Origin of the sequence: Marinifilum fragile JCM 15579, from assembly GCF_001310955.1 — a bacterium.
GTDB lineage: Bacteria > Bacteroidota > Bacteroidia > Bacteroidales > Marinifilaceae > Marinifilum > Marinifilum fragile.
Genome location: NZ_BAZX01000004.1, coordinates 151932 through 164308, shown reverse-complemented (window position 1 = coordinate 164308; position 12377 = coordinate 151932). Strand labels below are relative to the sequence as shown.

Genomic DNA, 12377 nt, shown 5'->3' with positions numbered 1-12377 from the left:
AAACTTCATTTTTTTCTGATTGCTATTGCAAATTATAAAAAACAGCTCTATATTTGCACCGCAATTAACCCGCGGATGTGGCGTAATTGGTAGCCGCGCTAGACTTAGGATCTAGTGCCGTAAGGCGTGGGGGTTCGAGTCCCTTCATCCGCACTACAGAAAAAATAACCTTAAACCGCCCATACTACGATACAATGTATCAATGGTTGAGCGGTTTTTTTTCAATTAATAAGGTTTTATCTTTTAATAGCTAAAAAATGAACATCACAAAAACCAACATTGATGATTTAAACGCTGTAATCAAATTACAGATTGTTAAAGAAGACTATGAAAGTCGTGTAAACGATGTTTTAAAAGACTATCGTAAAAAAGCAAATATCAATGGTTTCCGCCAAGGTAAAGTACCTATGGGTGTGATCAAAAAAATGTATGGTACTCCTGTTTTAGCTGACGAAGTGAACAAACTTCTTAGCGACGAGCTAATGAAGTACATTCGCGAAAATGATTTGAAAATTTTAGGCGAACCACTTCCTAACGAAACTGAGCAAAAAGAAATCAACTGGGAAAAAGATACTGATTTCGAATTCGCTTTCGATATTGCTTTAACTCCAGAATACACTCTTAATCTTAGCAAAAGAGATAAGATGACTTTCTTCAAAATTGCTGTTGATGAGAAAATGATCGAGAATGGTGTTGAAATGCACGCTCGTCGTTTCGGATCAAACGAGCCAACTGAAGTTGTTGAAGAAAAAGAACTTTTGAAAGGTAACTACGCACAAGTTGACGCAGAAGGTAAACTTGTGGAAGAAGGAATTACTAGCGAAGATGTAGCAATCTCATTAGAATACATGGCTGATGAAGATGCTAAAAAGAAATTCATTGGAGCTAAAAAAGGTGAAGTTGTGGTATTCAACCCAGCTAAAGCTTTTGCTAACAAAACAGATTTAGCTTCTATGCTTAGCATCTCTAAAGAAGAAGCTGAAAACTTAGATGCTGACTTCCAATTCACAATTACCGAAATTACTAAATTTGTTAATGCTGAGTTGAACCAAGAATTATTCGATAAAGTATTTGGTGAAGGAACTGTTTCTTCAGAAGAAGAATTCAAAAACAGAATCAAAGAAGATATCGAAAAGCAATTGGTTAACGATAGCGATTACAAATTCTTGATTGATGCTAAGGAAAAATTGGTTAAGAAAGCTAAAATGGAACTTCCTGAAGCATTCTTAAAGCGTTGGATTATTGCTACCAACAAAGAAATGAACGAAGAGCAGGTTGAAAAAGACTTCGCAAACTACGTTGATGAGTTCAAATGGCAGTTGATTAAAAACAGATTGACTGAAGAAAACGAACTTAAAGTTGAGCAGGAAGAAGTTATGGAGTTTGCTAAACAACAAGCTCTAATGCAATTCCAGCAATACGGAATGATGGAAGTACCTGAAGAATACTTAACAAACTATGCTCAGCAAATGATGCAAAATCAAGAAGAGCAAAGAAGAATCTACGAACGTATGATCGACAACAAAATTGTTGAGTTCCTAAAAGATGCTATCAAAATTGAAGAACAAGAAGTTTCTACTGAAGAATTCAACAAGATGTTTGAATAAGAAGAACTTTTTACAATACAAAAGAACCACGCTTTTTTGAAGCGTGGTTTCTTTTTGATCCTAATCTAAGTTTTTGTTAAGCTATTCTTTTCAAATGGAGAAAATTTGACTAATTTAGGTCTACAAAATTTAAAATCATATCTATATGGTACCAAAAGACGAATTCAGAAAATTTGCCACACAGCACATGGGCATCAACAGCCTAACATTAGATAAATACACTTCAATTAGCAACAGCTACATTTCTCCAACAATTATCGAGGAACGTCAGCTTAATGTTGCATCAATGGATGTTTTCTCTCGTCTGATGATGGATAGAATTATCTTCCTTGGTGTTCCAATTGATGACTATGTTGCTAACATTATCATGGCTCAGCTATTGTTCCTTGAATCTACTGATCCTTCTAAGGATATTCAGATTTATTTTAACTCACCAGGTGGTTCGGTTCATGCAGGTTTAGGTATTTACGATACCATGCAATACATCAAATGTGATGTTGCAACAATTTGTACTGGTATGGCTGCATCAATGGGAGCTGTATTGCTAACTGCCGGAACAAAGGGAAAACGTTCTGCATTAAAGCACTCAAGAATCATGATTCACCAACCAATGGGTGGCGCACAAGGACAAGCTTCGGATATTGAGATTACCGCTCGCGAAATCTTAAAATTGAAGAAAGAATTGTATACCATTATTGCTGATCATTCAGGGAACACTTACGAAAAGGTAGAAAAAGATTCTGATCGTGATTACTGGATGACAGCCTTGGAAGCAAAAGAATATGGTATGATTGATGAAGTGCTAACGCGCGAGAAATAATCAATCATCTCAAAATCAAAACAAACCTAATGCAGAGTTAATCGTAAAATCATTAACTTTGCATTTTTAGTACTATAAATCAATATCATGGATAAATGCTCGTTTTGCGGGAGAGAAAAGAAAGATACTAACCTTCTGATTGCAGGAATTAGTGGTCATATCTGCGATAGCTGTATCGACCAAGCATATTCAATTGTACAGGAAGAATTAAAAAATCGTTCGGATCTTAACCTGAAAGAGATTAAATTATTGAAACCAATGGAAATTAAGGCTTTCCTTGACCAGTATGTAATTGGTCAGGAAGAAGCTAAAAAGTACCTTTCCGTTGCGGTTTACAATCATTACAAAAGATTACTTCAGGAAAGAGACGATGAAGATATCGAGATTGAAAAATCGAATATCATTCTTGTGGGTGAAACTGGTACAGGTAAAACTCTTTTGGCAAGAACCATTGCTAAAATGTTGCATGTTCCTTTTACCATTGTGGATGCAACTGTATTGACTGAAGCTGGTTATGTTGGTGAAGATATTGAATCAATTTTAACGAGATTATTGCAAGCTTCTGACTACGATGTAGAAGCTGCTGAAAAAGGAATTGTATTCATTGACGAGATCGATAAAATTGCACGTAAGAGCGATAACCCTTCTATCACCCGTGATGTTTCGGGAGAAGGAGTTCAGCAAGGATTGTTAAAATTGCTGGAAGGATCGATTGTTAATGTTCCACCACAGGGAGGTCGTAAACATCCGGATCAGAAAATGATTCCTGTGAACACGAAAAATATTCTTTTTGTGTGTGGTGGTGCTTTTGATGGCATCCAAAGAAAGATTGCTCAAAGAATGAATACACAGGTTGTTGGTTTTAATGCTAGCAAGGAAAAAGAACAAATTGATCAAGAAAACTTCCTACAGTACATTGCTCCTCAGGATCTGAAATCATTTGGACTAATTCCTGAAATCATTGGTCGCTTGCCTGTTTTAACTTACTTGGAACCTTTGAACAGAGAAGCACTTCGCAACATTTTAACAGAGCCTAAAAACTCGATCGTTAAGCAGTATACTAAGTTGTTTAAGATTGATGATATTGAATTATCTTTCGATGAAAGTGCATTAGAATACATTGTTGACAAAGCTGTAGAATTCAAACTGGGAGCTCGTGGTTTGCGCTCAATTTGTGAAGCAATTATGATGGATGCAATGTTTGAGTTACCTTCTGGAGAAGAAAAGAAAATCTCGATTGATAGTAAATACGCTAGCGAAAAACTTGAAAAAGTAAACCTAAAGCGTTTAAAAGTCGCATAACCGATACCAGATTTTGAATTTAAAATCTTCTGATTGTATCGGAATCCTATAAAAAAAATACCGGAGTTAATCTCCGGTATTTTTTTTACACTATAATAATTTCTCTATAAACTTATTGTAATTGTAGCACCTTGGGCTGTTACACTTGCATCACCATCGCAATTATCAATGGTATCGCCACCTCCGTAATTCACAATTCCTTCTCCAATATCCTGCAATCTAAAAAGTGCAGTACCTCCAATAAAATTTTTGCAGGCATAAGCATACAACAAATCAGACTGGCTGGTCAATGACATCGAAGCTCCAGTAGAATATGTAATATCAATATCACTGGTAATATTATAAATATCATCTACATAATCCACGTCATTTTCTTCACTCCTGATGTACTTATAATCTGCCTCAAAAGAAGTAACTGGCAATGTAACTACATTGCTTTCAGAATCAGTATATGAAAATTTTATGGTACTGGATGATACTGAAAAATCTCTACCTGCCACATCTCCCACAACATCGAAATTGAATGCTCCAGAAACATCAAAATTATTTACCTCAAGATCTGGGAATCTTATCTCAAATTTTAATAATTTTTCATCTACAGGATCAACGATTACTTTGCCTTTAAATTTTCCCCCAATAGATGAAATAGTTTTTTCACTACCATAATCTATAACTACTGAATCAATTACTTCCCCGGTTCTGTAGATGCTTGGTTTAACACCATCTGGCACTTCATCATCTATTACATCCTTATTGGTATCCAAATTGTTCATTACAATGGCATTTACATTCATTACAATGTCATTAATTCCATTATTAATGTTTAAACAATACTTAGCAGGATCCGTAAAAACATCATCAATAATATCTTCCGGATCAGAACCTGTAGAACAAGAATTCGTAGTTCCTGCGAACAACAAGACAATAAGTCCTAATTTTAAATATCTAAAATTCATACTATTTTCTTTTGTAATCGATAAATGAATAGGAATATTCATTTTTCTCATCAGGCATACAATCCTCTCTGGCTATCGATTCCCATTCAGTTGATTTAATTTCCGGAAAGAATGTATCGCCTTCAAATTCTTTATGAACCAGTGTTAGGTACAATTCATTAGCTTTTTCCATTGCCTGTTCATAAATTGTTCCCCCACCAATAATAAATACTTTTTCCTGATCCTTAACTGCATCCAAAGCTTCTTCCAAAGAATGAACTACAATACATCCCTCCTGCTTGTAGTCTTCCTGACGAGTAATGATTACCGAAGTACGATTAGGAAGTGGTTTACCTATTGAATCGAAAGTTTTGCGTCCCATTATAATGGTATGGCCAGTTGTTAAAGCTTTAAATCTTTTCAAATCTGCCGAAAGGCGCCAAATTAATTGGTTATCCTTACCAATCACATTATTTCTTGATGCTGCAACTATGATCGCTAAATTCATTTTCTACTATTATAAATTCGTAATTAAATAGATATTGCCCCTTTTATATGAGGATGTGCTTCATAATTCTCTAATGTAAAATCTTCGTACTTAAAGTCGAAAATACTCTTCACATCAGGATTAATTTTCATCTGAGGCAAATCTTTTGGTTCTCTGCTTAGTTGAAGCTTTACCTGATCTAAATGATTCATATAAATATGCGCATCACCCAAAGTGTGAACAAACTCTCCCGGTTCAAGATCACAAACCTGAGCCATCATCATGGTAAGCAAAGCATAGGATGCAATATTAAAAGGTACGCCCAGAAAAATATCGGCACTGCGCTGATATAGCTGACACGACAATTTACCGTTTGCAACATAGAACTGGAACAATGCATGACATGGTGGCAAAGCCATATTTTCAATATCCCCCGCATTCCATGCACTTACAATTAAACGGCGAGAATCGGGATTGTTTTTAATATCGTGAACCACTTGTTTGATCTGATCTAATGATTCACCATTTTCCTTTGGCCATGATCTCCACTGGTAACCATATACATGCCCCAAATCTCCATTTTCATCTGCCCATTCATTCCAAATACGCACACCATTGTCCTGAAGATATTTCACATTTGTATCGCCATTCAAGAACCATAGCAATTCATGAATAATAGACTTTAAATGAAGTTTTTTTGTAGTAAGAACAGGAAATCCTTTAGACAAATCAAAACGCATTTGATGCCCAAAAACACTAACGGTTCCAGTACCTGTTCTGTCTTCCTTTTTGTTCCCTTCTTCAAGAACTCTTTCTAATAATTGAAGATATTGTTGCATAATGTATCAATCGAAATTTTAGTTTTTAAAGATACATTAATTCGTAAAGAGTATCTAACACCAATCCGATAGATTAACATTTTTTACCAAATACTAATTTTAGATAACGCTCTAGTCGGCAAATCCAAACTACTACAATTCCTAAAATTAACCTTGGAATAATCATCCATACCAACGGAACTCCAATGGCTGCAAAGAGTAATGGATCTTCTAATTGTGAGTGCGACACTGCAATATGATGATTCAACAAATCAGCATCCTCCTTACTCATTTTTCCTTCCTCAACCTGCTCCATGATAATGGCAGCTCCATAAGCCAAGCCTAATGTATTTGCTACTATCCATGAAAAGGAAGTAGACTCGGGCAATCCCATAACAACTTGCAATGGTTTTAAGAATTTCGAAATCCACTTGATGATGCCAAACAGTTCCAATATTTTTTGAAAAATCATTAATAAAGTAATTAATACAATCACTTTAATGCTTAGTAGTAATGATGACTGAGCCCAATCCAGAAACATGATAGAAAATGATTCCTTTGATGTTGCAATGGAACTAATTTGCTGCACCGATTCACTTGGTAAAAGCCAGTTTAGCACTGCTCCAATTGCAAAACTTCCCAATACCCGAAGCAATATCATCCTAAGCATCGATGATCCCGTTTTTTTCAAAACAGCAGTTTCGATTACAAAACCATGAGCAACCAAGCACATTACCGCCAAAATGGTGACTACTCTACCCTGCATCTCAAGACTTGTAATTACTGCTATTGCAGTATATATATTGGTGAAAATGCTTGTCAATAAAACAAATGCCGATTCGCCTGGCAAGCCAATTAATTCGAAAGCCGGAGCCAAATAGAAAGAGATTAGAGCTAAAACTCCCGTGTAGTTTAGAATCATGACACCAAAAGAAACCGGAATCATGATACTAAGCAACCATTTTGTGGTAGAATAAGCCTTTGGCAATGCAATTCTTACTGCCTCTTTTATTTTATCTTTTCCCGATTGCCTTGTTTGATAACTTTTATTTACCTGCATCACCTATAGTTGTTTAGGGAGCAAAAATACCATTTTTTTCAAAGCAACATTGGCTGCATTTATCATTTATTACAACAGTTACGAAGTTTTGTTTTACTGCTTTTTAACAAGGCTTTTACCTTTCTTCTTTTTTTGTTAGATTTGGATCTTTCAAAATTGATAGCCAATTACATCTATTGATTTTGAACTACTAGAACAACCAAACCATTTAGAAAAACATTTACTAATCTTATTTATTTAAACAACGAATTATGGGAATTAAAGGTCGATTGACGCTATTAAACTTCCTACAGTTTTTTATCTGGGGAGCATGGTTGATAACCATTGCAAATTATTGGTTTGGAACAAAACAATGGTCGCCTACCGAATTTGGTGCCGTTTTTTCAACAATGGGTATTGCCTCTTTATTCATGCCAACACTTACCGGTATTATAGCCGATCGTTGGATGAATGCCGAAAGGTTATATGGAATTCTTCATCTACTGGGAGGTGCAGCATTGCTTTACCTGCCTCAAATTGAAACTTCCACATCATTTATCAGCGTAATTTTAGTGGCCATGATTTGCTACATGCCTACCATTGCACTAATGAATACCATTTCTTACACCGTTTTAAAAAATAACAACTACGATGTAATTAAAGTATTTCCTCCAATTCGTGTGTGGGGAACCATTGGTTTTATTGTAGCCATGTGGGTAACCAACCTTACGGGATCAAAAGCTTCGGCAAACCAATTTTACATTGCTGGATTTGTATCATTCCTATTGGCGGCCTACTCTTTTACTATGCCTCAATGTAAGCCTCAAAACAAAGGACAAAAAGGCGCTCCTCTTACTGAAACATTAGGTTTAAATGCCTTTAAATTGTTCAAGAATTACAAAATGGCATTGTTCTTCATCTTCTCAATGTTTTTAGGTGCAGCTTTACAGTTAACAAACATGTATGGCGATGTATTTTTAGATAGCTTTAAACACGTTGAAGAATATGCCGATTCATTTGTAGTTAAATATTCAACCATCATCATGTCCATTTCTCAGATTTCTGAGACCTTATTCATTCTGGCTATTCCATTCTTCCTAAAGAAATTTGGTATTAAGAAGGTAATGCTAATCAGTATGATTGCTTGGGTACTTCGTTTCGGATTATTCGCTTATGGAGATCCTGCAGGAGGATTATGGATGATTATTCTATCGTGCATCATTTATGGTATGGCGTTCGATTTCTTCAATATTTCGGGTTCGCTGTTCGTAGAAACACAATGCGATTCTAGTATTCGAGCAAGTGCTCAAGGATTGTTCATGATGATGACCAATGGTTTTGGTGCAATCATGGGATCTTGGATTAGTGGCATTATTATCGGAACATTCTTTACTGGTAATGATGGAAACTTTATTTGGATGGACATCTGGAATACATTTGCGATTTACTCATTTGTAATTGCAATATTCTTTGCAATTCTGTTTAAACACAAACACGATCCAAAGCAAGTAGGAAATATTGCACACTAAAAAATAAAGGCTTACGGCCTGCATCACCCTCTAATTTTCTTTTTACTGAAGATTAGGGGGTGTTTTGTTTATTTTCTTTTTAATCGACATGATATCTATAGTATAGTCGTTATTTTCATACTCCTATATGCACTAAACTATATTATAGGTATTATTTTCATGTAACTGTATGTAGTAAACTATATTATAAGTTTAGTTTTCATGCTGATAAATGTAGCAAGCTATATTATAAGTATAGTTCTCACGCTGATATATACATGAGACTATTTCATAGGCATATTATTCATGTTACTATTTGTTAGATATTATTATCTAGATATTTTATTGATAATATAACCGAAATACACTAAATTACAGTTATTATACGAACAACATACAGCTCATGAAACCTTCAAAACCCATAAAACTACCTGTAGATCTTCATAAACTCATACATGACGCCATGGCAGAAACACGCATGACTACAGTAGATTTAGCAGCTGAACTTGGTATCGGAAACTCCTCGGTTCATTACCTTTTAAAAAGACGTGGTGTTCAGGTTGGTCGACTTTGGACCATTTGCGAAGCCACAGGTGTGAATATTTTTAGACAATTGGCCGATGCAATTAACATCAATAATCCGGTAGATAAAGAAAAGGAACAACTCAAAAAAGAAATCGAAGATCTGAAAAAAGAGCGTGAGATTTTACGAGATGTGATCGCATTAATAAAGAAGTAAATTCAAAAAAAGCTATCCATAAGGATAGCTTGGTAATTTATTTCCGCATTTAATTATTCTCCTCTTTTATCTAGCTCATCTCTTATTAAAGATGCTTTTTCGTAGTCTTCATCCCGAATGGCATCATCGAGCATACTTTGCAATTGTGCTATCGAGTAATCACTAAACTCACTTTTTGAACTCGTTTCACTGGAGCCAAAATCGGTAGTCGGTGCTGTAATGGTTGGTTCTTGAGGTTCTCCCTCAATTGATAAAACAATTCCTGCTTTCTCAATAATCTCATTGGTTGTATAAATTGGACACTTGAATCGAAGGGCAATGGCTACAGCATCTGAAGTTCTGGAATCAATACGAATGCGATTGCTTCCCTTTTCACAAATTAACTCCGAATAGAATATTCCTTCCTCCAATCGATATATATTGACCTCGGTAACATTTACAGCAAATGCTTCTGCAAAACTTTTAAACAAGTCATGAGTCAATGGTCTTGGTGGATCTAATTCCTCAAGCTGAATAGCTATCGACTGTGCTTCAACTCCACCAATAATAATGGGAATGCGTCTATCGCCATCCTCTTCAGATAAGACCAATGCATATGCTCCAGTTTGTGTTTGACTATATGACAATCCAAGAACGTTTAGTTTTATTTTACCCATAGGTTTTTACAAATTTCCATCTTTCTTGAAGCAAATATAATAATTGTTTCGAAGCTTCTTAACAATAATAGAAAACAAGACTTCTTTATATATTTTCACTCCTCAATTCCTCAAATTAAAATCGATACAAAAATCGATTATTCCTAACATTTAAAAAAACTACTTAATCTCAAACATTCGGTAGCTTCCTTAAATGTATTACATGAAGATACAATTATTAGGCTACATAATCCAAACCTGAATCAGGAAACTTTGTACATTTGCAAGGATTTCTCAGCCCAATTTGTAAATGAGGGCATTAACAAAGAAAAAAGTTGGCAAAAAGCTGTTTTTCTATCCTTAAAACTTTGTTTATCAATTATTCTTTTCTATTTTTGCAATCCGAAAAATAAATTTCTTCGGGGGTTCACCAAGAGGAATAACTTGATTTATAGGTTACCCACCCCCTGGAACAAACCGTAAAATTGTATTAAAATGTACGCAATTGTAGAAATCGCGGGTCAACAATTTAAAGTTGAAAAAGACCAGAAGATTTTCGTTCACAGATTAGAAGCTGAAGAGGGTGGACAAGTTGAGTTCGCTAAAGTTCTTTTAGTTGATAACGAAGGTGAAGTTGTAGTTGGAGCTCCTGCTATTGAAGGTGCTAAAGTAACTGCAAAAGTTTTATCACACATGAAAGGTGATAAGGTAAAAGTATTCAAAAAGAAAAGAAGAAAAGGATACAAAAAACTGAACGGTCACCGTCAGTACCTTTCACAAATTCAAATTGAAGAAATTGTAGCTTAATCCTTAAAAATATTACAAAATGGCACATAAAAAAGGAGTTGGTAGCTCGAAGAACGGTAGAGAATCGGAAAGTAAACGATTAGGAGTTAAAATTTACGGCGGACAATTTGCACAAGCTGGAAATATTCTTGTACGCCAAAGAGGAACTAAGCATAACGCAGGTGAAAACGTAGGTTGTGGTAAAGATCACACTCTATTTGCACTTGTTGATGGAACAGTTGTTTTCAGAAAGAAAAGAGACAACAAATCTTACGTTTCTATTGAACCTCTTGCTGAATAGTTAATTCAGTATTAAAATATTTAAATCTCCTGCTTTATCAAGGTATAAAGACAGGAGATTTTTTTATTTTTACACTTTCATAAAAATCAGGAATAATCATCAACAAAAGATAATAGATGCTAAGCCTAAAATATTTACAGGAAAATCAAGAGGAAGCCATTAAGGCTTTAAAGATCAAAAATTTCGATGCTACTGAAATTATCGGAAAAATTATTGATCTTGATGAAAAAAGAAAAGCTACTCAATCAGAACAGGATGCAACTCAGGCAGAAATGAACAGCTTGTCGAAAGAGATTGGTATGCTTTTTAAAAGTGGAAAGGCTGAAGAAGCTAATGCAGCAAAAGCTAAAACTGGTGAGTTAAAAAACTCCATTGCTGAATTAAACTCGAAGCAAACTTCCATTGTTGAAGAATTAAACAATCTGCTATTGCAGATTCCAAACATTCCTCATTCATCGGTTCCTGCAGGTAAAGGCGAAGAGGATAATGTAATTGAAAAGTGTGTTGGCGAAGCTCCATCTTTAGCTCCTGATGCAATTCCTCACTGGGAATTGGCAAAAAAATACAACTTGATCGATTTCGATTTGGGTGTGAAGATTACTGGTGCTGGTTTCCCACTTTATCGTGGAAAAGGAGCAATTCTTCAAAGAGCTTTAATCAATTTCTTCCTGGATGAAAACCGCAAAGCAGGTTACGAAGAAGTAATCCCTCCATTGGTTGTAAACGAAGATTCTGGATATGGAACAGGTCAGTTACCAGATAAGGAAGGACAAATGTACCATGTTACAGAAGATAATTTGTACTTGATTCCAACAGCTGAAGTTCCTGTTACAAATATTTATCGTGATGTAATTTTAAAAGGAGAAGATTTTCCGGTTAAAAATACTGCATACTCGGCTTGTTTTAGAAGAGAAGCTGGTTCGTACGGAAAAGATGTTCGTGGTTTGAACCGCTTGCACCAATTCGATAAAGTTGAAATTGTACAGTTGCAACACCCTGAAAAATCATACGAAGCATTAGAAGGCATGGTAAATCATGTTGAAAGCATTATTCAAAAATTAGAATTGCCATATCGTTTATTGCGTTTGTGTGGTGGTGATACCAGCTTTACATCTGCTTTAACTTTTGACTTTGAAGTATACTCTGCAGCTCAGGAAAAATGGTTGGAGGTTAGCTCGGTTTCTAATTTTGAATCTTACCAGGCAAATCGCTTGAAATTAAGATTTAAGGATAAAGACATGAAAAAACCACAATTGGCTCACACATTAAATGGTAGCGCATTGGCTTTGCCTAGAATTGTAGCTGCATTGCTGGAAAATCACCAAACACCAGAAGGAATTAAAATTCCTAAAGCATTGATTCCTTACACAGGATTTGACATGATCGACTAATCGATTATC

At 35.3% G+C, this 12377-nt stretch carries 13 protein-coding genes and 1 tRNA gene; 9 read left to right on the top strand and 5 right to left on the bottom strand.

The annotated features are described in order from the left end of the window. Positions 1-71: 71 nt before the first annotated feature. The 4 genes from JCM15579_RS05385 (at position 72) to clpX (ending at position 3729) form a co-directional block, all read left to right on the top strand. Positions 72-153 (top strand) — tRNA-Leu (locus tag JCM15579_RS05385). Positions 154-257: 104 nt separating this feature from the next. Continuing rightward, positions 258-1607: a trigger factor gene (tig, locus tag JCM15579_RS05380; protein WP_054716835.1), complete on the top strand. Its 1350-nt coding sequence runs from the start codon at positions 258-260 to the stop codon at positions 1605-1607. Positions 1608-1752: 145 nt separating this feature from the next. Then, positions 1753-2427, top strand: coding sequence for an ATP-dependent Clp endopeptidase proteolytic subunit ClpP (clpP, locus tag JCM15579_RS05375; RefSeq protein ID WP_054716831.1), 675 nt, complete (start codon positions 1753-1755; stop codon positions 2425-2427). An 87-nt stretch (positions 2428-2514) separates the two neighbouring features. Then, a complete protein-coding gene (gene clpX, locus JCM15579_RS05370) occupies positions 2515-3729 on the top strand; it encodes an ATP-dependent Clp protease ATP-binding subunit ClpX (protein WP_054716828.1) in 1215 nt (404 codons plus the stop codon). Between the two features lie 104 nt (positions 3730-3833). On the opposite strand, the gene JCM15579_RS05365 is transcribed toward clpX, so the two are convergent. From JCM15579_RS05365 to JCM15579_RS05350, 4 genes are all read right to left on the bottom strand, one after another. After that, on the bottom strand, positions 3834-4685 hold the full coding sequence (locus JCM15579_RS05365; protein WP_157471349.1) for a hypothetical protein: 852 nt from the start codon (positions 4683-4685) through the stop codon (positions 3834-3836). Position 4686: 1 nt separating this feature from the next. Continuing rightward, positions 4687-5172 (bottom strand): dihydrofolate reductase, encoded by a 486-nt coding sequence (locus JCM15579_RS05360; protein ID WP_054716823.1) that lies wholly within the window; start codon positions 5170-5172, stop codon positions 4687-4689. 23 nt (positions 5173-5195) lie between these two features. Beyond that, complete coding sequence (locus JCM15579_RS05355) at positions 5196-5990, bottom strand: thymidylate synthase (protein WP_054716820.1); 795 nt, start codon at positions 5988-5990, stop codon at positions 5196-5198. 73 nt (positions 5991-6063) lie between these two features. Then, positions 6064-7029, bottom strand: coding sequence for a nucleoside recognition domain-containing protein (locus JCM15579_RS05350; RefSeq protein ID WP_054716818.1), 966 nt, complete (start codon positions 7027-7029; stop codon positions 6064-6066). A gap of 251 nt (positions 7030-7280) precedes the next feature. On the opposite strand from JCM15579_RS05350, the gene JCM15579_RS05345 reads away from it, so the two are divergent. After that, positions 7281-8537: a nucleoside permease gene (locus JCM15579_RS05345; protein ID WP_054716815.1), complete on the top strand. Its 1257-nt coding sequence runs from the start codon at positions 7281-7283 to the stop codon at positions 8535-8537. A 382-nt stretch (positions 8538-8919) separates the two neighbouring features. Beyond that, positions 8920-9255, top strand: coding sequence for a helix-turn-helix domain-containing protein (locus JCM15579_RS05340; protein WP_054716812.1), 336 nt, complete (start codon positions 8920-8922; stop codon positions 9253-9255). A gap of 53 nt (positions 9256-9308) precedes the next feature. On the opposite strand, the gene JCM15579_RS05335 is transcribed toward JCM15579_RS05340, so the two are convergent. Beyond that, entirely contained in the window at positions 9309-9911 is a 603-nt protein-coding gene (locus tag JCM15579_RS05335; protein WP_054716809.1) for a bifunctional nuclease family protein, read from the bottom strand. Positions 9912-10385: 474 nt separating this feature from the next. On the opposite strand from JCM15579_RS05335, the gene rplU reads away from it, so the two are divergent. The 3 genes from rplU to serS all read left to right on the top strand — a co-directional run bounded on the left by rplU (position 10386) and on the right by serS (position 12368). After that, complete coding sequence (rplU, locus tag JCM15579_RS05330) at positions 10386-10697, top strand: 50S ribosomal protein L21 (RefSeq protein WP_054716805.1); 312 nt, start codon at positions 10386-10388, stop codon at positions 10695-10697. 19 nt (positions 10698-10716) lie between these two features. Beyond that, entirely contained in the window at positions 10717-10977 is a 261-nt protein-coding gene (gene rpmA, locus JCM15579_RS05325; protein ID WP_054716802.1) for a 50S ribosomal protein L27, read from the top strand. 116 nt (positions 10978-11093) lie between these two features. Continuing rightward, complete coding sequence (gene serS, locus JCM15579_RS05320; protein ID WP_054716799.1) at positions 11094-12368, top strand: serine--tRNA ligase; 1275 nt, start codon at positions 11094-11096, stop codon at positions 12366-12368. The last annotated feature ends 9 nt before the right edge of the window (positions 12369-12377 follow it).

Coding starts and splice junctions, on each gene's coding strand:
- JCM15579_RS05350 (WP_054716818.1), bottom strand. CDS start 7,029: ATGCAGGTAAATAAAAGTTATCAAACAAGGCAATCGGGAAAAGATAAA.
- JCM15579_RS05360 (WP_054716823.1), bottom strand. CDS start 5,172: ATGAATTTAGCGATCATAGTTGCAGCATCAAGAAATAATGTGATTGGT.
- clpP (WP_054716831.1), top strand. CDS start 1,753: ATGGTACCAAAAGACGAATTCAGAAAATTTGCCACACAGCACATGGGC.
- serS (WP_054716799.1), top strand. CDS start 11,094: ATGCTAAGCCTAAAATATTTACAGGAAAATCAAGAGGAAGCCATTAAG.
- JCM15579_RS05345 (WP_054716815.1), top strand. CDS start 7,281: ATGGGAATTAAAGGTCGATTGACGCTATTAAACTTCCTACAGTTTTTT.
- rplU (WP_054716805.1), top strand. CDS start 10,386: ATGTACGCAATTGTAGAAATCGCGGGTCAACAATTTAAAGTTGAAAAA.
- clpX (WP_054716828.1), top strand. CDS start 2,515: ATGGATAAATGCTCGTTTTGCGGGAGAGAAAAGAAAGATACTAACCTT.
- rpmA (WP_054716802.1), top strand. CDS start 10,717: ATGGCACATAAAAAAGGAGTTGGTAGCTCGAAGAACGGTAGAGAATCG.
- JCM15579_RS05355 (WP_054716820.1), bottom strand. CDS start 5,990: ATGCAACAATATCTTCAATTATTAGAAAGAGTTCTTGAAGAAGGGAAC.
- JCM15579_RS05365 (WP_157471349.1), bottom strand. CDS start 4,685: ATGAATTTTAGATATTTAAAATTAGGACTTATTGTCTTGTTGTTCGCA.
- tig (WP_054716835.1), top strand. CDS start 258: ATGAACATCACAAAAACCAACATTGATGATTTAAACGCTGTAATCAAA.
- JCM15579_RS05335 (WP_054716809.1), bottom strand. CDS start 9,911: ATGGGTAAAATAAAACTAAACGTTCTTGGATTGTCATATAGTCAAACA.
- JCM15579_RS05340 (WP_054716812.1), top strand. CDS start 8,920: ATGAAACCTTCAAAACCCATAAAACTACCTGTAGATCTTCATAAACTC.